Origin of the sequence: Solihabitans fulvus (assembly GCF_008386585.1) — a bacterium.
GTDB classification, from domain to species: Bacteria; Actinomycetota; Actinomycetes; order Mycobacteriales; family Pseudonocardiaceae; genus Solihabitans; species Solihabitans fulvus.
In genome coordinates this window covers 136,720-157,729 of sequence record NZ_VUOB01000061.1, presented here as the reverse complement: position 1 = coordinate 157,729, position 21,010 = coordinate 136,720, and the positions used below count along the sequence as shown (strand labels likewise).

Annotated in this window: 18 protein-coding genes; 7 read left to right on the top strand and 11 right to left on the bottom strand. The window is 72.1% G+C overall.

Going from position 1 to position 21,010, the window contains the following annotated elements:
- Window positions 1–105: 105 nt before the first annotated feature.
- Window positions 106–1,452 (bottom strand): serine/threonine-protein kinase, encoded by a 1,347-nt coding sequence (locus tag F0L68_RS30575; RefSeq protein ID WP_149853319.1) that lies wholly within the window; start codon window positions 1,450–1,452, stop codon window positions 106–108.
- A 195-nt stretch (window positions 1,453–1,647) separates the two neighbouring features.
- Here F0L68_RS30575 and F0L68_RS30570 point away from each other — a divergent pair, with 195 nt between their 5' ends.
- The gene (locus F0L68_RS30570) at window positions 1,648–3,267 is read left to right on the top strand and encodes an AfsR/SARP family transcriptional regulator (RefSeq protein WP_188316917.1); all 1,620 of its coding nucleotides are present in this window, start codon (window positions 1,648–1,650) and stop codon (window positions 3,265–3,267) included.
- A gap of 65 nt (window positions 3,268–3,332) precedes the next feature.
- On the opposite strand, the gene F0L68_RS30565 is transcribed toward F0L68_RS30570, so the two are convergent.
- Complete coding sequence (locus tag F0L68_RS30565) at window positions 3,333–3,698, bottom strand: hypothetical protein (protein WP_149853317.1); 366 nt, start codon at window positions 3,696–3,698, stop codon at window positions 3,333–3,335.
- 254 nt (window positions 3,699–3,952) lie between these two features.
- Here F0L68_RS30565 and F0L68_RS30560 point away from each other — a divergent pair, with 254 nt between their 5' ends.
- Window positions 3,953–5,131, top strand: coding sequence for an FAD-dependent monooxygenase (locus tag F0L68_RS30560; RefSeq protein ID WP_149853316.1), 1,179 nt, complete (start codon window positions 3,953–3,955; stop codon window positions 5,129–5,131).
- Here F0L68_RS30560 and F0L68_RS30555 read toward each other — a convergent pair.
- Genes F0L68_RS30555 through F0L68_RS30520 form a run of 8 tightly spaced genes read right to left on the bottom strand, consistent with a single transcriptional unit; the run spans window position 5,125 to window position 13,239 of the window.
- A complete protein-coding gene (locus F0L68_RS30555; RefSeq protein WP_149853315.1) occupies window positions 5,125–5,874 on the bottom strand; it encodes a transglutaminase domain-containing protein in 750 nt (249 codons plus the stop codon). The genes F0L68_RS30560 and F0L68_RS30555 overlap by 7 nt on opposite strands.
- A gap of 26 nt (window positions 5,875–5,900) precedes the next feature.
- Window positions 5,901–7,295: an amidase gene (locus F0L68_RS30550; protein WP_149853314.1), complete on the bottom strand. Its 1,395-nt coding sequence runs from the start codon at window positions 7,293–7,295 to the stop codon at window positions 5,901–5,903.
- A complete protein-coding gene (locus F0L68_RS30545; RefSeq protein WP_149853329.1) occupies window positions 7,292–8,068 on the bottom strand; it encodes an SDR family NAD(P)-dependent oxidoreductase in 777 nt (258 codons plus the stop codon). The genes F0L68_RS30550 and F0L68_RS30545 overlap by 4 nt, the downstream gene beginning before the upstream one ends.
- A gap of 20 nt (window positions 8,069–8,088) precedes the next feature.
- Window positions 8,089–8,916: an ABC transporter ATP-binding protein gene (locus F0L68_RS30540; RefSeq protein WP_149853313.1), complete on the bottom strand. Its 828-nt coding sequence runs from the start codon at window positions 8,914–8,916 to the stop codon at window positions 8,089–8,091.
- Complete coding sequence (locus tag F0L68_RS30535; protein ID WP_149853312.1) at window positions 8,903–9,871, bottom strand: ABC transporter ATP-binding protein; 969 nt, start codon at window positions 9,869–9,871, stop codon at window positions 8,903–8,905. The genes F0L68_RS30540 and F0L68_RS30535 overlap by 14 nt, the downstream gene beginning before the upstream one ends.
- Window positions 9,868–10,749: an ABC transporter permease gene (locus tag F0L68_RS30530; protein WP_149853311.1), complete on the bottom strand. Its 882-nt coding sequence runs from the start codon at window positions 10,747–10,749 to the stop codon at window positions 9,868–9,870. The genes F0L68_RS30535 and F0L68_RS30530 overlap by 4 nt, the downstream gene beginning before the upstream one ends.
- Window positions 10,746–11,693, bottom strand: a complete 948-nt coding sequence (locus F0L68_RS30525) for an ABC transporter permease (RefSeq protein ID WP_188316916.1) — start codon at window positions 11,691–11,693, stop codon at window positions 10,746–10,748. Before F0L68_RS30525 ends, F0L68_RS30530 begins: the two co-directional genes overlap by 4 nt.
- A gap of 52 nt (window positions 11,694–11,745) precedes the next feature.
- Window positions 11,746–13,239 (bottom strand): ABC transporter substrate-binding protein, encoded by a 1,494-nt coding sequence (locus F0L68_RS30520; RefSeq protein WP_438672330.1) that lies wholly within the window; start codon window positions 13,237–13,239, stop codon window positions 11,746–11,748.
- A gap of 273 nt (window positions 13,240–13,512) precedes the next feature.
- On the opposite strand from F0L68_RS30520, the gene F0L68_RS30515 reads away from it, so the two are divergent.
- On the top strand, window positions 13,513–15,588 hold the full coding sequence (locus F0L68_RS30515; protein ID WP_149853310.1) for a phosphocholine-specific phospholipase C: 2,076 nt from the start codon (window positions 13,513–13,515) through the stop codon (window positions 15,586–15,588).
- A 157-nt stretch (window positions 15,589–15,745) separates the two neighbouring features.
- On the opposite strand, the gene F0L68_RS30510 is transcribed toward F0L68_RS30515, so the two are convergent.
- Window positions 15,746–16,732, bottom strand: a complete 987-nt coding sequence (locus F0L68_RS30510; protein ID WP_149853309.1) for a LacI family DNA-binding transcriptional regulator — start codon at window positions 16,730–16,732, stop codon at window positions 15,746–15,748.
- Window positions 16,733–17,313: 581 nt separating this feature from the next.
- Here F0L68_RS30510 and F0L68_RS30505 point away from each other — a divergent pair.
- The 4 genes from F0L68_RS30505 to F0L68_RS30490 are packed head-to-tail and all read left to right on the top strand — an operon-like array spanning window position 17,314 to window position 20,912.
- Entirely contained in the window at window positions 17,314–18,222 is a 909-nt protein-coding gene (locus F0L68_RS30505) for an ABC transporter ATP-binding protein (protein WP_149853308.1), read from the top strand.
- A 15-nt stretch (window positions 18,223–18,237) separates the two neighbouring features.
- The gene (locus F0L68_RS30500; protein ID WP_149853307.1) at window positions 18,238–18,972 is read left to right on the top strand and encodes an ABC transporter permease; all 735 of its coding nucleotides are present in this window, start codon (window positions 18,238–18,240) and stop codon (window positions 18,970–18,972) included.
- Between the two features lie 40 nt (window positions 18,973–19,012).
- On the top strand, window positions 19,013–20,272 hold the full coding sequence (locus F0L68_RS30495; protein ID WP_223199268.1) for a sensor histidine kinase: 1,260 nt from the start codon (window positions 19,013–19,015) through the stop codon (window positions 20,270–20,272).
- On the top strand, window positions 20,265–20,912 hold the full coding sequence (locus F0L68_RS30490; protein WP_223199267.1) for a response regulator: 648 nt from the start codon (window positions 20,265–20,267) through the stop codon (window positions 20,910–20,912). The genes F0L68_RS30495 and F0L68_RS30490 overlap by 8 nt, the downstream gene beginning before the upstream one ends.
- Window positions 20,913–21,010: the final 98 nt, after the last annotated feature.

Sequence of the window (21,010 nt, the reverse complement as noted above, 5' to 3'; positions counted from 1 at the left end):
CCCGGGGTAAGAACAAGGGGCGGGTGGCCCCGTCCCATCTGCCCCCCCGGCCAGACAAGATCTTCAGGACACTTCTAGGCCGCCAGAAACGGCCGCCCAGAGCCCTTAGTGTCCGTCACCGCCGTGGTTGCCGTTCCCGTCGCCGCCCTGACCGTCCCCGCCGTGCGAGCCGTTTCCGTCGGTCGGGACGGTCTTCTTGAGGTCTTTCTGCGGTTGCGCGACCGCCGTGCCGCTCGGCTGCTGCCGGACCGGCGGTTGCGTGCCCGACGCGACGGCCCCCGACGCCGGGACGGTCGTGGTGGTCACGGTGGGCAGGTCGTGCCCGACATCGGCCTGCGGCGGCACGCCGTCCCCGTCCCCGGCGCCGTTGCCGGTCGTGACACCCGTCGGGGGCGCCGCGGCCGAGCGGGCGGCCGGACCGGTCGGCGCCGGTTGGCTGCTGAGTTCGGCCCCGGACTGGCCGTGACCGGCCCCGCCGATGGAGAGCAGCAGCGCCGTGGCCGTGGCGCCCGTGAGCAGCAGCAGCCCGGCGGAGACCGCCACCACCCGGCGCGCGCCGGTCAGCGGGGCGCCCACGGCCTCGGACAGCCGCGCGGTGGCGCGGTGCGGCAGGCGGGTCCAGTCCCCCGGCGTCGCGGCGCCGTCGGCCGGCAGGTCCTCGCACACCGCAGTCAGCCGGCGCGCGCACTCGGCCGCGTCGGGGCGGTGGTCCGATTTGGTCGCTGTCATGGCGCTCAGCACGTCGCCCATGCCGCGCGGCAGCGTCCAGGGCACCCTCGGCCGCCTGCTCAGCCTCGCCATCGCGACCTCGACGCCGGTGCCCCGGTACTCGGGTCGGCCGGTCAGGCACTCCAGCAGCACCAGGCCGAGCGCGTAGACGTCGGCAGGCGGCCCCACCTCAGTGCCGCGCACCTGCTCGGGCGCCAGGTAGGCCGCGGTCCCCATGAACTGACCCGACTGGGTCAGCCTGGTGGTGTCGGCGAGCAGCGAGATGCCGAAGTCCGCCAGGTAGGGCTCCTCCTCGGGACCGAGCAGGACGTTGGACGGCTTGAGGTCGCGGTGGATGATCCGGTGCTGGTGCACGTGCGCCAGCGCGGCGGCGAGCGCCGCGCCGAGCCGCAGGGTCCGGGCCGGCCCCAGCGGGCCGTCGTCCAGCGCGGCGCGCAGCGTCGGGCCGTCGACCAGCCGCATCACCAGGTAGCCCCGGCCGTCGCTGACCCCGGCGTCGAAGACGGTGACCAGGCCGGGATGGGTCAACCCGGCCAGCACCCGCGCCTCCTGCTCGAACCGGCGGCGAGCGACCTCGTCGGCTCCCGGCGCGAACAGCTTCACGGCGACGGCCCGGCTCAACCGCAGGTCCCAGGCGCGATGCACCTCGGCCATGCCGCCGACACCGAGCACCGTGCCGAGTCGATACCGGTCGTCGACCAGCTGACCCTGGTGGCTCGCCATCGTGCCCCCCTTCGCGGCTCCGCCCAGTGGTCCTATACCCGAACCAACAATCAGGCAACCGAATGCCCAGATCCAGCAATGTCGAAACGCCCCTACGGAGTGACACACCGACTGTCACAACCTGCCAGGACCCTGCCAGCGCCCAGCCCCAGGATGGCTGACGACCGACGATTGTCCGGCATGGGAAGGCGGCCAGTGTCACCCATAGCGCAGATCGGCCTACTCGGCCCAGTCGAGGTGGGCCACGGGCAGCACCTGCTGCCGATCGGGCCGCCCATGCAGCGGGCCGTCGTGGCGCTGCTGGCCGTGGACGCCGGCCGGTGCGTGCCGGTCGACCGGCTGATCGAGGGCCTGTGGGCCGAGCGGCCGCCGGCCGGCGCGCGCGGCCTGATCCAGACCTACGTGTCCCGGCTGCGCGCGGCGCTGCGGCCCGTCGACACGACCATCCTCCGCCGCGCCGGCGGCTACCTGCTCGACCTGCCGGCAGACCTGGTCGACCTGCACGCGTTCCGGCGGTTGGTGGCCGAGGGCCGTGCGGCGGGCGACCACCGGGCGATCCGCGCCGGGCTGCGGCTCTGGCGCCACACGCCGCTCGCCGGGTTGGCGCCGACGCCGCTGGTCGAGCTGATCCGCGCGGGCCTCGCCGAGGAGCGCCTCGCGGCCACCGAGGAGGCCATCGACCTCGAACTGCGGGCCGGCCGGCACCGCGAGGTCCTCGGCGAGCTGACCGGGCTCGCGCGGGAACACCCGCTGCGCGAGCAGGTGCTCGCGCAGCTGCTGCTCGCGCTGCACCGCTGCGGACGCCAGGCCGAGGCCCTCCGGGTGTACGACGCGGCCCGCAGGCGCAGGGCCGACGAGCTGGGCCTCGACCCGACCCCACCGCTCGTCGAGCTGCACGCGCGCATCCTGCGCAACGACAGCGCCGCCGTCGACGGCCTTGGCGAGGCGACCACGGCGACCGCGACGCGCCACACGCCCCGGCAGCTGCCCTACGACCTGCCCGACTTCACCGGTCGGGTCGCGCAGCTCGCGACGCTGACGGCACTGTCGAAGGGGACCGCGCGGACGATGGTCATCGCCGTGATCAACGGCATGCCCGGCGTCGGCAAGACCGCGCTCGCCGTGCACCTCGCGCACGCGCTGACGCAGCGGTTCCCCGACGGGCAGCTGTTCGTCGACCTGCGCGGCCGGGCCAGGGACCGGCCGCCGGCCACCAGCGCGGCCGTCCTGGCCACGCTGCTGCGGTCCGTCGGCGTGCCGGCCGAGCGGATCCCGGACGACCCGGACGAGCGGTCCGCCCTGTGGCGCACCGAGTTGGCGGGCAGGCGGGCGCTGATCGTGCTGGACGACGCCGTCGACTCGGCGCAGGTCCGGCCGCTGATCCCGGGCACGCCAGGTGCCATGGTGCTGGTCACCAGCCGGGACACGCTGGTCGGGCTGGACGGCGCCGTGTCGCTGTCGCTCGGCACGCTCACCGCAGACGAGGCAAGGGCGCTGTTCGTCGGCATGGTCGGCGACCGGGCGATGGCCGAGCCCGAGGCCGTCGCCGAGGTGGTGCGGCTGTGCATTCACCTGCCGCTGGGGATCCGCTTCGCCGCGGCGCGCCTGCGCGCGCGGCCGCACGCGACGGTGGCGATGCTCGCGGACCGGTTGCGGGCCTGCGGAGTGCGCAAGGCCGCCGCCGCGCGGTGGCACCCGGAACAGGGCCTTGAGCCGCACTGGGCCCCGGCCCCGCGCGAGGCCGTCGACGACGTGGGGACGCCGGTCGAGGAGGTCTTCGCGGATCTCATCGACTTCGCCGACCTCGTCGACTGACGCCGGCGTCGGCCGGCTCTCCGCAGAGAGCCGGCCGACGCGTCAGGCGTGCCCGCCGATCGAGATCAGTTCCAGACCTTGACGTGGACGCCGGGGCCCTTGCCGACGCCGTAGTAGTTCGCGCCGTACAGGCCGCCGACGCACTTGGTCGTCCAGCCCCACCCGTTGGTGTCCACGACGCCGACCCTGGTCGCGGTGTCCAGGTCCCACAGCTCCGTGGTGCCCCAGTCCGCCAACGCCTCGTTCCAGCCACCGAAACACACCTGGTGGTTGCCGTTGGACGGAATGGTGCCGGTGACGCAGCCGTTGTACAGGCAGGTGGTGGTCGACGCGTTCGCGGCGCCGGCGCCCACGATGGAGCCAACGCCGAGAAGCGCGAACGTCGCGACGGCCGTCACGGTCCGCTTGAACGCCTTCGACTTCGTTTGCATTGCGCGCATTCCTTTCCGGAGCGGAACTTCCTTGCGTCGCAACGCTATGCGGCGGTCCCTGATATTTCCTGGACGTGTTCTGGACGACGGCGTGACGACCGACGCGGTCTGCTTCTTCCCGGTGCCGTGAGGTCCGCTGACCGTGTCCGTCGAGGACGGTCAGCGGACGGTGCGCGGGCGGTCAGCACGGCCGACCAGGGTCTGAGTCAGCCGGAAAACACCCCCGGCAGAGCAACCGATCTGTGGAGACCGCGATGAAGAACACGACGATCCTCGTTTCCGGCGCCAGCGTCGGCGGCCCAGCCCTCGCCTTCTGGTTGGACCGCCACGGGTTCGACGTCACCGTGGTCGAGCGCGCGCCCGGCCCGCGTCCCGGCGGGCAGGCCATCGACGTCCGGGGGCCCGCGCTGGAGGTCGTCGAGCGGATGGGCCTGCTCGAGCAGCTGCGCGGGCTGAGCACCGGCATGCGCGGCATGACCATGGTCGACGCCGAGGGCAACGAGCTCTACCGCAGCACCGAACACACGATCACCGGCGGCGACGTGGCCAGCCCCGACGTGGAGATCATGCGGGACGACCTGGCCCGGCTGCTCATCGAGGCTGGCGGCGACCGGACCGAGTACCTGTTCGACGACTCCATCGCGACCCTGACCCAGGACGGGGACGGCGTCGCGGTCACCTTCGAGCGCAGCGCGCCGCGCACCTTCGACCTGGTGGTCGGCGCGGACGGCCTGCACTCCACCGTGCGCTCGCTGGCGTTCGGCCCCGAGTCGGAGTTCATCCACCACCTCGGCACCTACCTGTCGGTGTTCACCGTGCCCAACTTCCTTGACCTGGACCACTGGCAGGTGTTCTGCCAGGCCGGGCCCGTCGGCGGTGGCATCATGAGCGCCCGCGACAACACCGAGGCGCGGGCCTACCTCGGCTTCGAGTCGGCCGAGCCGATCGAGTACGACCACCGCGACGTGGACGCCCAGAAGCGGCTGATGGCCGAGCGGATGGCCGACGCTGGCTGGGAGTTCCCCACCGCGCTCAAGCACATGTGGGACGCGCCGGACTTCCACTTCGACTCGATGGCGCAGATCCGCATGGACAGCTGGTCGCGCGGGCGCGTGGTGCTGCTCGGCGACGCGGGCTACTGCGGATCGCCGATGTCGGGTCAGGGCACCAGCATGGCGCTGGTCGGGGCGTATGTGCTCGCCGGCGAGCTCAAGGCGGCCGGCGGCGACCACGGTGCGGCGTTCGCGGGCTACGAGCGCGAACTGCGCGAGTACGTCACGCAGAACCAGCAGTTGGCGCTGACCAACAAGGCGCGGGTGGAGGCTCAGGCCGCGGCCGCCATGGGTGAAGGCGAGCCGACCGAGGCGCCGGAGGAGGTCGACTTCCAGGACTTCGGCGAGGTGGTGAACGCCTTGGCGCTCAAGGACTACTGAACCGGCGACCAGCGGCTGAGGACCGGCTCGGCCAGCGTCCTGACCGGCGGGGACAGCGTCTGGCCGTGCGCGGCGAACAGCGCGTCGCGCGACGGGAACCTGCCGAGGTCGGCCAGCACCGTCGCGGACAGGTCGCAGGCCGAGCAGGCGCCCGGCAGGCTGGTGACGCCGTTCCAGTCGACCGCGGTGCGGGACAGCGCGTCGAACAGGGTTTCCCCGTCGGCGTTGGTGAAGCCGCTCGCCGCGCCGTCGCCAAGCTCGGCCAGGCTGCCGAACAGCTCGGCCGCCTGGATCCAGCTGCCGCCCAACAGGAACTCGGGCCACGCGAGCAGGACCCGGTCCGGCACGAGGAACCTGAGGCGGGGAAAGCGCGGGTACCAGAAGCTGCCGTCGACCAGCAGCCCGCGCACCCTGGTCGGCACGCCCGACGCGCGGGCGACGGCCTCCAGCGCGGCGAGGCGCTGGCTGCACGAGCCCCGGCCCCGGCGCAGCGTCCGCGAGACCGGCTGCGCGTCGTCGACCGAGTAGACCGGCCGGACGGTGTCGGCGATCACGTGGTGCGCCACCCGCAGCAGCTCCGCCGCGTCGGCGGGCTCGTGGCGGCGCACCACGTCGAGCAGCGCGGCGACGCGAGGGTGCCGCCAGTTGAGGATCGCCGTGGCGGCCACCTCGCCGTCGACCTCGGTCGCGGCGGTGTCGGTGGCACGGGCGCGCCACCACGGGGTCACCAGGGCGCAGGTCATGCCGTCAGTGTGCGCGTCCGTGCCGATCACCGCACGGGTGTCGTCGGCCACTCCCGCTGCGGCGGGCGCAGCGACTCGTAGGCGCGGCCGACGCGCAGCACGCCGAGGTCGTCGAAGCGGCGGCCGACGACCTGGAGACCGATCGGCAGCCCGTCGCCGGTGTAGCCGCAGTTCAGCGACAGCGCGGGCTGCCCGGACATGTTGAACGCCACGGTGAAGCCGATGTGCTCGAACGGCCGGTCCGGGTCGTCGGTCGGCGAGGGCAGTTCGGCCGGGGGCGCCGGCATGGGCGCGACAGGCGAGAGCAGGTAGTCGTAGCAGGCCGACGCGCGGTTGGCCGCCGCGCTCATCACGTCGATCTGCGCGAACCCCCGGTACGCCTCGGTCGCGGTGATCTCGGCACCGCCCTCCGCCCAGCGGCGGATGTAGGGCAGCACCCGGTCGAGCCGGTCCGGCGGCATCGCGGCGAACTCGGACCAGAACCGCACCCGCCAGAACCGGTCGAGGCCGTCGAGCATCTCCCTGTCCAGGAACGGATCGACGGGTTCCACCACCGCGCCGGCGGCCTCGAACGCGAGCGCGGCGGCGCGCACGGCGGCCAGCACCTCCGGCTCGGGGTCGGCGCCGACCCCGGCGTCCAGGAGCAGGCCAATCCGCAGGCCCGCCAGGTCCGAGTCCAGCATCAGCCACGGAAGGTCGTTGGGCGGCAACGACATGTGGTCGCGCTGGTCGGGACCGGACAGCACTGACATCGCCAGCGCCGCGTCGGTCACGGTCCTGGTCAGCGGGCCGGCGACCCGGCCGGGATAGGGCGGAAACACCGGCACCCGCCCGAAGCTCGGCTTGAGGCCGACGATCCCGCACCACCCGGCCGGCAGCCGGATCGAGCCGCCGATGTCGGTGCCGATGTGCAGCGGGCCGTAGCCGGCCGCGGCCGCCGCCGCGGCTCCCGCACTGGAGCCGCCCGGGGTGCGGTCGACGCGCCATGGGTTGCGGGACAACGGATGGAAGCTGGACAGGCCGGAGGTCAGCATGCCGTAGTCGGGCATGGTGGTCTTGCCGAGCAGCACCGCGCCCGCCTCGCGCAGCCTGGCGGCCGGCGGCGCGTCGTGCTCCGCCGGCACGAGGTCCGTGGCCGCCGAGCCGAGCGGCACCGGGGTTCCCCTGGTGGCGATGTTCTCCTTCACCGTCACCGGAACGCCGTCCAGCTCGCCGACGGGCGCGCCGTGCAGCCACCGCTGTTCGGACACGCGCACCGCCGCCATCGCCGCGTCGGGGTCGAGCGCGTAGGTGGCCCGCAGCGTTGGCTCGGCCGCCTCGATCCTGGCCAGCACGGCGGCGACCACCTCGACCGGGGACACCGAGCGCTCCCGGTAGCCGGCGAGCAGGTCGGCGGCGGTGAGGTCGGCGAGCCCCGTCACGACACCCTCGGCGGGTCGTAGCGGCCGTCCACCGCGGTCCAGCCGCCGTCCACGTGCAGCACCGCGCCCGTCACGAAGCTCGCGGCGTCCGAGGCCAGGTACACCACGGCGCCGGCGATCTCGTCGGCCCGCGCCCACCTGCCGAGCGCGCTCTTCTCCGCGTACGCCCGGTACCAGTCTGGGTTTGCCTTGATCTGCGCGGTGAGCGGGGTTTCCACGACGCCGGGCGCGACCGCGTTCACGCGGACACCAGCCGGACCGAACTCGGCAGCGGCGGTCCGCAGCAGCTGCACCAGGCCGCCCTTGGTCGCCGCGTACACGCCCTGGCCCGGCTCGACGGTGGTCGCGCGGATCGAGGCGAACCCGATGATGCTGCCGCTCCCCCGCCGCACCATCGGCCCGCCGAACGCGCGGATCACCTCGAACGCGCCGCCCAGGTTCAGCCCGACGACCCGCTCGAACTCCTCGGTGGTGTAGTCCAGCAGCCGCTTGCGGACGTTGGTCGCCGCCGTCAGCACCAGCACGTCGACGTCGCCGGCGTCCTCGGCGGCGGCCCGCACCTGCTCGGGGTCGAGCACGTCCAGTTCGCGCGCGGCCGCGTCGGGTCCGATCAGGTCGGCGGTGTCCCGCGCCGAGGCGAGGTCGCGGTCGGCGCAGACCACGGTGGCGCCCTGCGCGGCCAGCGCCAGCGCGGACTCGCGGCCGATGCCGCTGCCGGCCCCGATCACCACGGCCCGCCTGCCGTCCAGCCGGAACAGTCTCGAGTAGTCCACCGGACCGTTGGGGGCACTGGTCATTGCTGCGGCTCCTCTCGCGAAAACCGGGTGAGCGCTGACCGGACTGTCGGCACCGCCGCGATCAGCTCGCGGGTGTAGTCGTGTCGCGGGGACCGGTAGACCCGGTCGACGGGACCGAGTTCCACGAGTTCGCCTGCGTGCAGCACCGCGACGGTGTCGCAGACGTGCCGCACCACCGACAGGTCGTGCGAGACGAACACGAGCGTCAGCGAGTAGCGCTCAACCAGGTCTGCCAGCAGGTTGAGGATCTGCGCCCGCACCGACACGTCCAGCGCGCTGACGGCCTCGTCGGCGACCAGCACCCTTGGCTCCGGCGCGAGCGCGCGGGCGATCGACACGCGCTGGCGTTGGCCGCCGGAGAGCTGGTGCGGGTAGCTGCGCGCGGTGTCCTCCGGCAGCCCCACGGCCGCCAGCAGCTCGGCGAGGCGGCCCGCCCTGTCCGGATGTCCATGCGCGACAAGGGGTTCGCAGACGATGTCGCGCACCCGCATCCTGGGGTCGAGCGATCCCGTCGGGTCCTGGAAGACGACCTGGAGGTCGCGGCGCAGGAAGCCGAGCTGTCGCTCTGGCACGCCGTGGATCTCCCGCCCGGCGAAGGTGACGGTGCCCGAGGTCGGCCGGTCCAGGGCGGCGAGCAGCCGGATCAGCGTGGACTTTCCCGAACCGGACTCGCCGACGATGCCGAACCTCTGTCCACTGTGGATGGTGAAGGAGACGTCGCGCAGCGCGGGCACGGCCCGGCCCGGCCGCAGCAGCGAGCGGCGCGGCCGCCGGTAGTGCCTGGTCAGGCCGCGCGCCTCGATGATCGGTTCAGGCTCGGACATCGGGTGCCCCCAACGGATGCCAGCAGGCCGTGCCGGCCTCGGGTGTGCCGGTCCACGGCGGGAGGTCGACGCAGTCGTCGTCCGCGCCGGCGCACCGGGTGCGGAACACGCAGCCCTCGGGGAACGCGCCGGCGGCTGGCACCGAGCCGGGAATGGTGCGCAGCCGCCCACGTTCGTCGGTGCTGTCCAGGTCGGAGGCGTCCAGCAGCCCCCGGGTGTAGGGGTGCCGTGGCCTGCGGAAGATCTCGGCCACCGGCCCGGCCTCCACCAGCCGGCCGCCGTACATCACCAGCACGCGGTCGCAGACGCTCGCCACCACCGCGAGGTCGTGCGTGATGAACAGCAGCGCGGCCGAGGCGCCCCTGATCAGGTCGAGCACCTGGGCCTGCACGCGGACGTCGAGCGCCGTGGTCGGCTCGTCGCAGATCAGCAGCTCGGGGTCGTTCGCGAGGGCGATCGCCAGCAGCACCCGCTGGCGCTGACCGCCGGAGAGCTGGTGCGGGTACGCGCGGCCGGCCTCGACCGGGTCGGGCAGCCGCACCCCGGCCAGCAGCTCGACGGCGGCGGCGCGGGCCGAGCGTCGGTCCGGTCGGGTGCGGTGCACCAGCATCACCTCGGCGACCTGGTCGACGACCCGCATCGACGGGTTGAGCGCCGTCATCGGCTCCTGGAACACCGTGGTCATCCGCCTGCCCCTGACGGCCGACAGCGCGCGCTCCGAGGCGCCGAGCAGTTCGACGCCGGTCAACCGCACCGAGCCGGTGGCGCGCAACCCGTCCGGCAGCAGGCCGAGCACGGCGGCGGCGGTGAGCGACTTGCCCGACCCGGACTCGCCGATCAGCCCGACCCGCTCACCCGGGCCGACCCGGAAGCCGATGTCGCTCACCAGGTCCAGCCCGCCGGTGGACACGGTCAGGCCGCGCACGTCGAGCACCTGCTCCGCCGTCGGGGTCATCGGCGCCGCTCCAGTCGGGGGTCGAAGCGGTCCCGCAGGCCGTCGCCGAGCAGGTTGAACCCGAGCACGGCGAGCGCGATCGCGAGGCCGGGCACCAGCGCGAGCCTCGGCGCGACGGCGAGAAGTTCCTGCGACTCCTGCAACATCCGGCCCCAGGACGGCGTCGGCGGGCGCGTGCCGAAGCCGAGGAAGGACAGCGCGGCCTCGGCCAGCACCGCGATGGCGAAGGACACCGAAGCCTGCACGATCAGCAGCCCGGCGATGTTGGGCAGCACGTGCCGCACGGCGATCGCGACCCTGCCTCGGCCGGCCGCGCGGGCGGCCAGCACGTACTCGCTGCCCAGCACCGACAGCGCGGCGCCGCGCGCGATCCGCGCGAAGGCTGGCACGGTAGCGATGCCGATCGCGATCATCGCTGTGCCGGTGCTCGAACCGAACACCGCGCCGAACATGATCGCCAGCAGCAGCGCGGGAAACGCGAGCACCAGATCGTTGGCGCGCATGACGAGTTCGCCGACCCAGCCTCGCGACATCGCCGCGAGCACGCCGAGCGGCGTGCCGAGCACGGCGGCCACCCCAACCGCGACGAAGCCGACGAACAGGGTGGTGCGGGCGCCCACCATGAGCTGGCTGGCCAGGTCGCGGCCGAACTTGTCGGTGCCGAACCAGTACTGCGCACCGGGACCGCGCAGCCGGACGGCGGCATCCACCAGCAGCGGGTCGTGCGGCGTCCAGGCAAAGGACACCAGCGCGGTCAACAGCACCGCGCCAACCAGCACGGCGCCGACCGCCAGACTCAGCCCGCGCCCGCCGCGAACCCGCGTCGCCGCGCGTCCCGTCGGGTGCGGGACCTGTGCGCCACCAAGGCTCTCAGTCATGCGCCCTGCCTCAGTCGGGGATTGAGCGCCGTGTACAGCAGGTCCACCACGAAGTTGACCAGCAGCACGGCGACCACCAGCAGCAGCACCACGGCCTGCGCGGTGAGCAGGTCCCGGTTGCCGACACTGTCCAGCAGCAGGCTGCCGAGGCCGGGCACGACGAACACGCGTTCGACCACCACCGCGCCGACCAGCAGCGTGGCCAGCTGCAAGCCGAGCACGGTGACCACCGGCACCGCCGCGTTGCGCAGGCCGTGTCGCGCCAGCGCCCGGAACGGCGTGAGCCCCTTGGCCCGCGCCGTGCGCAGGTAGTCCTCGCGCAGCACGTCGAGCACGGCCGAGCGCACGTACCTGGTCAGCACCGCGCCCTGCACCAGCCCGAGCGACAGCGCCGGCAGGATCAGCCCGCGCAGGAACTCCACCGGGTCCTGGTTCGGCGGCGTCCAGCCGCCCGAGGGCAGCAGTCGCAGCTGCACCGCGAACACCCGGACCAGCAGCACGCCGGCCAGGAACGCGGGCACCGCGACACCGAGCTGGCTCGCGCCGGAGATCAGCATGCCGCTCGGCCGGCGGTGCCGCGTCGCCGCGAACGTCCCGGCCGGCACGGCGATCAGCAGCGCCACCAGCATGCCGGCGCCCACCAGCCACAGCGTCACGCCGAGCCGGTCGAACACCTGCGGGGCGACGGCGTCGCCGGTCACATACGACCTGCCGAAGTCGCCGACGCAGACCCCGCCGATCCAGCGCAGGTAGCGCACGACGAGGGGCTGGTCCAGCCCGAACTCGTGCCTGGTGTTGGCCAGCAGCTCCGGGGTCGCGTTCACGCCGAGGGCGACCTGCGCGGGATCGCCAGGCAACACGGCGAGGAACAGGAACACCGCGACCGAGGCGACGGCGAGGCTCACCAGCAGGATCAGCAGTCGCCTGGCGAACTGGTACAGCACCTCGCACGCACCTCCCTTCCGATGGTTCCGATGGTTCCGATGCTTGCGATGGTCAGGCCCGGCCGAGCAGGGCGAGGTCGAAGGACTCGCCGACCTGGTTGTGCGGCAACCCGGTCACCCGCTTCTTGGCCGCGATCATGTTGGGGAACAGGAAGAGCCAGTCGGCGGCGGCGTCCGCGCTGATCGCGCGCGCCACCTCGCGCAGGTCGGCGACCTGCCGCTGCTCGGTGCCGCTGTCGGCCTCCGCAAGCAGCTGGCGGACCCTCGGGCTGTCGTAGCCCCAGTAGTACTTGGGATTACCGAAGGTGACGATGTCGCGGGCCTCGACGTGGTTGATGATGGACAGGTCGTAGTCGTGACCGGTGAAGACCTCCTTCAGCCACACGGCGGGGAAGTCCAGCGGCTCGATGTTCACCGTCACGCCGACCTTGCCGAGGTCCGACTTGACCACCTGGGCGGCCGAGACCGCGTAGGACAGGTTCGGGACGCGCAGCCGCAGCGTCGGATGCGGCACGCCGGCCTCGGCGAGCAGCGCCCGTGCCCGGTCGGGGTCGTAGGGGTAGTCAGCGGTCTGGTCGGTGTACCAGGGGTCGGTCGGCGGCACCATGCTGCCGATCAGCGTGCCGTGCCCGCCCCATGCCGTGTCCAGCAGCGCCCTGCGGTCGATGGCGTAGCTGATCGCGCGGCGCACCCGCACGTCGGTGAGCGGCGCCCGGGCGTTGTTGTAGGCCAGCACGACCTTGCCGGTGGTGGTGCCCTCGATCACCTGGAACCGGGTGTCGCTGGCGAACTGCGGCACCGAGTCCGGCGCGGCGATCGAGGAGATCACGTCGATGCGATTGCTCAGCAGCGCGTTGTTCAGCGCGGTCGGGTCGCGGAAGTACCGCAGGTACACCGTCGGATAGGCCGGTTTCGCGCCCCAGTAGGAGGTTCTGGCGCGCAGCACGATCGAGTCGCCCCGGTTGCGCGCGGCCACCGTGTAGGGCCCGGTGCCGACGGGCGTGGTGGCGAGGTCGGCGACGCCGGTCGGGGTGAACATCGCGCCGACCCGGCTGGTCAGGTCGAACAGCCAGTTGTTGCTCGGCCTGGCGAGCACCACCCTGGCGTGCGTCGGGGACACCGCCTCGACGTGGTCGACCACGTCCATCTTCGACTTCAGCGAGATCGTCCACGCGGTCCTGACGCGCTCGAGGCTGAACTTGACGTCCTGCGCGGTGAACGGCGCGCCGTTGCCGAAGGTGACGCCGGACCGCAGCTGGAAGTCGTAGATGGTGCGGTCCTCGCTGACCGTCCAGGACTCGGCGAGCAGCGGCACGATCGCGCCGCGCTCGTCCAGCTTCACCAGGCCCTCGTAGACGTTGTACAGCAGCGCCTGCGGGATGGCCGCGCCGTCGGTGTGGGTGAAGTCGAAGTTCGCCGGCTCGGCGACGAAGCCGATCGAGACGGCGGACGGGTCCGGCGGGGCGGACGCGGTGGACCCGGCGGCGCACGCCGTCGCGAGCACGGCGACCAGCGCCACCAGCACGCCGCCCCGGACTCTGCGCACAGTGGTCACCTCCTCGGGTCACCTCCTCAAGGGCTCGATCATGGCCGCTGACACCGTCGAAGGGGAAGCATCCGGCAGCGCAGTGTGATCATCCTGCCTTGCCGTCGTACCCGGCGCGCGCCACGGCGTCGACGCCCATCTCCCGTATCAACACCCAAAGTGTTGCTTCTTGTTCATTTAGTGCTCAATTGGAGGCTTCTTCGCGCGTTTGGGCTCATCTACAGTCGGTCCCGCTCACTGGGGACCCTGCCCACCGACCGAGAGGGCCGCCATATGGCCGAGTCGAGTTCGTCCATCAACCGTCGTCGTTTCCTCGGCGGCGTCGCCGGTGGCGTCGCCGCAGCCGGGGCGCTCAACGTCCTGCCCCCTGGCATGGCGGAGGCGCTGGCCGAGCCGAGGAGGTCCGGCAAGCTGGACGACGTCCAGCACGTCGTGATCCTCATGCAGGAGAACCGGTCGTTCGACCACTACTACGGCACCATGCGGGGCGTGCGCGGGTTCGGCGACCGCGCCGCAGCGCAGCTGTCCACCGGCAACGACGTGTTCCACCAGCCCGACGGCGGCCGCTCCGACGGCAAGTTCCTGCTGCCCTTCCACGTGGACACCAGCAAGGTCGACGGCCAGGACATGGGCGACCTCGGGCACGGCTGGAACGACCAGCACCAGGCCATCGCCGGCGGCGCCAACAACGCCTGGATCCCGGCCAAGGGCGAGATGACGATGGGGTACTTCACCCAGGCCGACATCCCGTTCCACCGCGCGCTCGCCGACGCGTTCACCGTGTGCGACAACTACTTCTGCTCGGTGCAGGGTCCCACCACGCCCAACCGGCTGTACCTGTTCACCGGCACCATCGATGCCGAGGGCAAGCACGGCGGCCCCGCCTACTACAACCCGGCGGACTACAACCCGGTCTACACCTGGAAGACCTACCCTGAGCGGCTCCAGGACGCCAAGGTCTCCTGGAAGGTCTACGCGAACAACGAGGTCGGCGACGACGGCGCGCACCCGTTCGTCGGCGACTACGGCGACAACCCGCTGTGGCTGTTCCAGGCCTACCACGACGCGCTGAAGGACCCGGCCAAGAAGGACCTGGCCGACCGCGCTGGCGTGTTCGACACCTGGCAGCCCGACTCCGGCAAGGGCAAGGACGTCAACCACGTGCTTGCCGACTTCATCGCCGACTGCAAGAAGGGCACGCTGCCCCGGGTGTCGTGGGTCGTCTCGCCGTACGGCTACAGCGAGCACCCTGAGGCGCGCCCGGTCGACGGGGCCGCCTACACGCAGGGCGTGCTGAAGGCGTTGTGGGACAACCCGAAGCTGTGGGAGTCGACGGTCGTGCTGATCGACTACGACGAGAACGACGGCTTCTTCGACCACGTGCCGCCGCCGGTCGCGCCGGGCGGCACGCCGGGCGAGTACGTCAACGGCCGGTCGATCGGGCTCGGCGCGCGGGTGCCGATGACGGTGATCTCCCCGTGGAGCCGGGGCGGCTGGGTCAACTCGCAGGTGTTCGACCACACCTCGGTGCTGCGGTTCCTCGAGGCGTGGACCGGCGTACGGGAGACCAACATCTCCGCGTGGCGGCGTGCCATCTGCGGCGACCTGACCAGCTGCTTTGACTTCGGCGTCAAGAACACCACGATCCCGTTGCTGCCCGACACCGCGAAGCTGCGGGCCGAGGCCGACGCGACCGAGTCGAAGCTGCCCAAGCCGAGCGTGCCGGCCGTCGGCGCACAGCAGCCGCCGAAGCAGGAGCCGGGCACCCGCCGGGCGCGGCCGCTGCCCTACCAGCCGGGGGCGAGCACCAAGCTGGACGTCGCGGCCGGCAAGCTCGGCGTGACGCTGACCAACCAGGGCGCGACGGCGTTGCAGGTCAGCATCCGGCGCACCGACGGGCAGACCGACGGCCCGTGGCCCTACGACGTCGCGCCGGGCGCGACCGTCAGCGACACGTTCAACATCAAGCAGTGGGGCGGCGGGAAGTACGACCTGACCATGCACGGCCCCAACGGTTTCGTGCGCAGGGTGGCCGGCGACATGGCCAAGCCCGGTGCGGCGGTGGAGATCGTCGCGTCGCTGGTCGGCGGGACCAAGCCGCAGTTGCAGCTCGCGATGAGCAACACCGGCACGAGCGAGGTCACCGTCACGGTGAAGGCCAACCACTACCGCGCCGACGGGCCGTGGACCTACCGGGTTCCCGCCGGCAAGACCGTCAACCACACGTGGGACGCGGTGTGCCACGGCGACGGCTGGTACGACCTGACCGCGACGATCAACACGGACGCGAGTTTCGCGCGCCGCTTCGCCGGCCACATCGAGACCGGTAAGCCGAGCGTCACCGGCTGATTCGCGCGTTGGCCTCCGGTGCGCAACCAGCGCCGGAGGCCAACGACGGTCGGACCAGGCCGTGCCACAGTTCCGACGCCTCGACCGGCACGACCGGCACGGCGCACGGCTCGGACGTCCGGTCGACGGGGTCCGGCGGCTGCGTGGCGCGCGGGACTCAGCCGGACGACGGCGGCGCGGTGGTGCCGCGCACGATCAGCTGGGTGTCCAGCGTGACATGCGGGGCCTCGCCGCCGTCGGCGGCGAGCCAGTCCAACAGCAGGTCGACCGCGACCCGGCCGGCCGGGGCCACCGGCATGGCCACCGTGGTCAGCGCCGGCGAGCACAGGGCGGCGAAGGTCAGGTCGTCGAAGCCGGTGACGCTGACGTCCTCGGGCACCCGCACGCCCCGGTCCCGCAGCCTCGCCAACACGCCGAGCGCCATGATGTCGTTGTAGGCGATGATCGCGGTCACGTCCTCGGCCAATGCCAGGTCCGCCGCCTGGAGGCCGCCTTCGTACCTCGGCGCGAACGGACCCAGCTCTACCAGGTCCAGGCCGCGCCGCCGGGCCGCCGGGCGCAGTCCGCGCAGGCGTTCCTGGTTGGACCACGAGGTGTGCGGGCCGTTGAGGTAGGCGCAGCGGCGGTGGCCGAGCGCGACCAGATGGTCCACGATCTGCCGCATGCCATCCGCGCTGTTCATCAGCGCGGCGGGGATGCCGGGCAGGCTGCGGTTGAGCAGCACCAGCGGGGTGCCCTCGGCGGCCTCGTGCACCTGCTGGTCGGTCAGCCCCGGCGCGCACAGCACGACGCCGTCGACCTGCTTGGCCATCGTCTGGAGCAGCTTCACCTCGGCGACCGGGTCCTCGTCGCTGTCGGCGACGAACACGGCGTAGTCGGCGTGCCTCGCCTGCGCCTGCACGGCCTTGAGCACGCCGGTGAAGAACGGGTTCTCCAGGTCGGGCACGACGATGCCGAGGTTGCCGGTGCGTCCGGTGATCAGCCCCCTTGCCGCCCGGTTGGGCTGGTAGCCGAGTTCGGCCGCGGCGGCCAGCACGCGCTCCCTGGTCTCCTGGCGCACCAGGCCCGGCGAGCTGAGCGAGCGCGACACGGTGGCGACCGACACCTGCGCGCGTCGCGCCACCTCGCGAATGGTCACCGCCACGCGCCCCCACCTTCCTGACCGAACCCACCCTGCCGCCATCATGGCGCACCGCGCCAGGGGCCCGCCGAGAGATCCGATCTCTCCTCGAATTAGGTCTAGACCTCAGCCCCGAAAACGTTTACGGTTTTTCTGTAACGCCGAATGAGTAACACCCGAGAGCACCACCGGTCAACAACTACCGATCAACGTCCGGCCGGCGGGAGACGGGCGAGGCCGGACCCTCGGGTCGGCGAGACATCCGATGACCCCGGTATGGGCTGACATGCGGCGGCTCTGTCAGCCCATACCGGTTCCATCGCAACGGCAGCAGTGCCGCGATGGAACGGGGGCGGACCGGTACGACTGGGCCGGTCCGCCCCCTCCGCGCCCCCTCTTCCGCGCCGGCTCCTCTGGCTCCGCCAGTTCGGCGGGCTCCCCCAGTTCGGCGAGCGCGGTCGACCCCGGCATCAACCGATCGGTTGATCCACCCCTCAGCCACACCGGCCGCCCATGGTGGCCGACCGGGCGATCCGGATCAGGGGTCCCGACAGCGACGCTTGTCTCGTGCCACAGGGGCACCGAGACGAGAGGGCCGGGGGCCGATGTCGATCATCGAAGTCAGGAACCTGCACAAGGTGTACCGCGACCACGTCGCCGTGCAGGACGTGTCGTTCACCGTGGAGCGCGGCGAGATCTTCGGGATCCTCGGCCCCAACGGCGCCGGCAAGACCACCACCGTGGAGTGCGTCGGTGGACTCCGCCATGCCGACGGCGGCACCATCTCGGTGCTCGGCCTCGACCCGGTCACCGACCGCGACGAGCTGCGGCAGCGCGTCGGCATGCAGCTCCAGGAGAGCGAGCTGCCCGAGCGGATCAAGGTCTGGGAGGCGCTCGACCTGTACAGCTCCTTCTACCGCGAGCCCGCCGACTGGGAGCAGCTGCTGAACCTGCTCGGGCTCGCCGACAAGCGCAACACCGCGTTCAAGAAGCTCTCCGGCGGCCAGAAGCAGCGGCTGTCCATCGCGCTGGCGCTGGTCGGCAAGCCGGAGATCGCGATCCTGGACGAGCTCACCACCGGCCTCGACCCGCAGGCGCGGCGCGACACCTGGCAGCTCATCGAGAACGTCCGCGACCAGGGCGTCACCATCCTGCTGGTCACCCACTTCATGGAGGAGGCCGAACGCCTCTGCGACCGGATCGCGGTGATCGACACCGGTCGCGTCGTCGCCCTCGACACCCCGGCCGGCCTGGTGTCCACGGTGGACGTCGAGCAGCGCATCCGGTTCCGCCCATCGGTTCCGCTGGACGACCGGCTGCTGGCCGACCTGCCCGAGGTGACCAGCGTGCACCGCACCGGCACCCAGATCGTGGTGACCGGCACCGGAAACGTGCTGCACGCGGTGACGTCGGTGTTGGCCCGCAACCAGATCGTGGCCGCCGACCTGCGCGTCGAACAGGCCAGCCTCGACGACGCGTTCGTCGAGCTCACCGGCCGCAAGAACAACAACTGACCTCAGGGGATTGCAATGCGTACCTTCGGCAAGATCGCCGTCATCGAGTTCAAACTGGCCCTGCGCGAGATCGGCACGAGTTTCGTCGCGGTGCTGTTCCCGACCGTCCTGCTGTTGGCGCTCGGCGCCGTGCCCGCGCTGCGGCACCACGACGCGGTCTTCGGCGGGCAACGGTTCATCGACGTGTTCTGCCCGTCGCTGGTGGTGATCACGCTCTCGTTCCTCGGCCTGAACACCCTGCCGCAGCGCCTCGGCGGCTACCGCGAGAAGGGCGTGCTGCGCAGGCTGTCCACGACGCCGGTCCACCCCGCCGCGCTGCTCGGCGCGCAACTGCTGATCAACGTCGTCCTCGCCAGCGCGGCCGTGGTGCTGCTGATGGTCACCGGGCGCATCGTGTTCGACGTCAGGCTGCCCGACAACCTGTTCGCCTTCGGGGCGGCGTTCCTGCTCGGCATGGCCGCCCTGTTCAGCCTCGGCCTGATCGGGGTCGCGATCGCGCCGACCGCCAAGGCCGCCACCGGGATTCTGATGCCGGTGTTCCTGCTGACCATGTTCTTCGGCGGGGTCTACCTGCCCAGGTACATGCTGCCGAACTTCCTCGCCCGCATCGGCGACTTCATGCCGCCCGGCGTGCAGGCCCTCCAGGACGCGTGGACGGGCGGCTCGCCGCAGCCGCTGCACCTGCTCGTCATGGCGGCAATCGCGCTGGTCACAGGTCTGGGTGCGGCTAAGCTCTTCCGCTGGGAATAGTCGGGGAACGGGGTAGGGGTCGATGGTTGAGCCGGTTTCAATGCGCACGTTGGCGAACTGGGAACGGCGGATCGACTCGGTCCTCGGCTACATCCCCTACGGCTCGCTCGCGTTCGCGACGGTGCTCGGGCTGGGCTCCGCCACCCAGCCGCTGGGGTACTGGATCGGCACGCTCGCCGTCGTCGCGGTCACCGCGGGGTGGATGCTGTGGATGTACACCCTGCACCCCGGCTGGATGAAGCGCGGCGGCATCCTGGCCGTCTACTACGTCGGCCTGCTCGTGTGCATCGCCGTGCTGGTCCTGCGCAATCCCGTCTACGGCTTCTTCGCCTTCACCGGCTACCTGCACGCGATCCAGCTGCCGGTGCGGTGGCGGGTGCTCGGCGTGGCCGCCACCGCGCTCCTCACCGGGACCTCGCAGGCCGGCGGCCTGCCGCGCGAGTTCACCGTGTCCGCCGTGCTGGGCTACCTGATGATCATCGCGTTCAACATGGCCCTGGCCAGCACGATGATGCTGCTGGCCTGGATCGTCAGCCAGCAGTCCGACAAGCGCAGGGAAATGGTCGACGCGCTGGCTGAGAAGAACGAGCAGCTGGCGACCACGCTCGCCGAGAACGCCGGCCTGCACGCCCAGCTGCTCACCCAGGCGCGGGAGGCCGGCGTGCTGGACGAGCGGCAGCGGATGGCCAGGGAGATCCACGACACCATCGCGCAGGGCCTCGCCGGGATCGTCACCCAGCTCCAGGCCGCCGAGCAGGCCGAGGACGCGCCTGCGGAGTGGCGCCGGCACCTCGGCAATGCGGCCGAGCTGGCCAGGGACAGCCTCTCGGAGGCGCGGCGGTCGGTGCGCGCGATCCAGCCGGAGTCGCTGGAGAACGCCCGGCTCCCCGACGCGCTCGCCGAGGTCGCGAGCCGGTGGTCGGCGGTGCACGAGATCGCCGCCGAGTTCACCACCACCGGCAACGCCCGGCCGATGCATCCCGAGGTCGAGGTGACGCTGCTGCGGACCGCGCAGGAGGCGCTGGCGAACGTGGCCAAGCACGCGTACGCCTCCCGCGTCGGGCTGACGCTGTCCTACATGGAGGATGTGGTGTCGCTGGACGTCCGCGACGACGGGGTCGGCTTCGATCCGGAGCGGCCTCGCGACATGGACCGGCAGGACGGGGGATTCGGGCTGATGGCCATGCGGCAACGGGTGCGGAGGCTGGCCGGCAGGCTCGACATCGAGTCCGAGCCGGGAGCCGGCACCGCCATCTCCGCCAGTGTCCCCGCCATCGCGTCGGCGGCCTCCGGTGAGTGACGCGACGCCGATCCGGCTGCTGATCGTCGACGACCATCCGGTGGTGCGCGACGGGCTGCGCGGCATGTTCAGCCGCGCCGAGGGTTTCGAGGTCGTCGGCGAGGCCGCCAACGGCGCGGAGGCGGTGACGTTCGCGGAGTCGCTCGGCCCCGACGTCGTGCTGATGGACCTGCGGATGCCCGAGGTGGACGGCGTCACCGCCATCCGCAGGCTCGCCGAGCGCCGGGTCGCGGCGCGCGTGCTGGTGCTCACCACCTACGACACCGACAGCGACGTGCTGCCCGCCATCGAGGCCGGCGCCACCGGCTATCTGCTCAAGGACTCCCCCAAGGACGAGCTGTTCCGCGCGGTGCGGGCGGCGGCGCGAGGCGAGGCGGTGCTGTCGCCGTCGGTGGCGACCCGGCTGCTCAGCCAGGTGCGCACGCCGGCCAGGGAGCCGTTGAGCCAGCGCGAGCTTGAGGTGCTCGGGCTGATCGCGCGCGGGGCGACCAACCGCGAGGCCGCCGGCAAGCTGTTCATCAGCGAGGCGACGGTCAAGACACACCTGCTGCACGTCTACGCGAAGCTCGGCGTGAAGGACAGGGCGGCTGCGGTGGCCGCCGCGTTCGACCGCGGCCTGCTCACCCCGGGCGGTCGCTGAGCCCGGCCTTCCGCTCGTCGGATCCGCACCTTCGGCCGCCCGACCGGACCTGCCGGCCGCCGCGCCTGCTTCCTACGGTCGACCTGACGCGGAGGTGG

Excerpts from the sequence above, each read along its gene's own strand:
- F0L68_RS30575 (WP_149853319.1), bottom strand. The coding sequence starts at position 1,452 with ATGGCGAGCCACCAGGGTCAGCTGGTCGACGACCGGTATCGACTCGGC.
- F0L68_RS30565 (WP_149853317.1), bottom strand. The coding sequence starts at position 3,698 with ATGCAAACGAAGTCGAAGGCGTTCAAGCGGACCGTGACGGCCGTCGCG.
- F0L68_RS30560 (WP_149853316.1), top strand. The coding sequence starts at position 3,953 with ATGAAGAACACGACGATCCTCGTTTCCGGCGCCAGCGTCGGCGGCCCA.
- F0L68_RS30555 (WP_149853315.1), bottom strand. The coding sequence starts at position 5,874 with ATGACCTGCGCCCTGGTGACCCCGTGGTGGCGCGCCCGTGCCACCGAC.
- F0L68_RS30540 (WP_149853313.1), bottom strand. The coding sequence starts at position 8,916 with ATGTCCGAGCCTGAACCGATCATCGAGGCGCGCGGCCTGACCAGGCAC.
- F0L68_RS30535 (WP_149853312.1), bottom strand. The coding sequence starts at position 9,871 with ATGACCCCGACGGCGGAGCAGGTGCTCGACGTGCGCGGCCTGACCGTG.
- F0L68_RS30530 (WP_149853311.1), bottom strand. The coding sequence starts at position 10,749 with ATGACTGAGAGCCTTGGTGGCGCACAGGTCCCGCACCCGACGGGACGC.
- F0L68_RS30515 (WP_149853310.1), top strand. The coding sequence starts at position 13,513 with ATGGCCGAGTCGAGTTCGTCCATCAACCGTCGTCGTTTCCTCGGCGGC.
- F0L68_RS30505 (WP_149853308.1), top strand. The coding sequence starts at position 17,314 with ATGTCGATCATCGAAGTCAGGAACCTGCACAAGGTGTACCGCGACCAC.
- F0L68_RS30500 (WP_149853307.1), top strand. The coding sequence starts at position 18,238 with ATGCGTACCTTCGGCAAGATCGCCGTCATCGAGTTCAAACTGGCCCTG.
- F0L68_RS30495 (WP_223199268.1), top strand. The coding sequence starts at position 19,013 with ATGCGCACGTTGGCGAACTGGGAACGGCGGATCGACTCGGTCCTCGGC.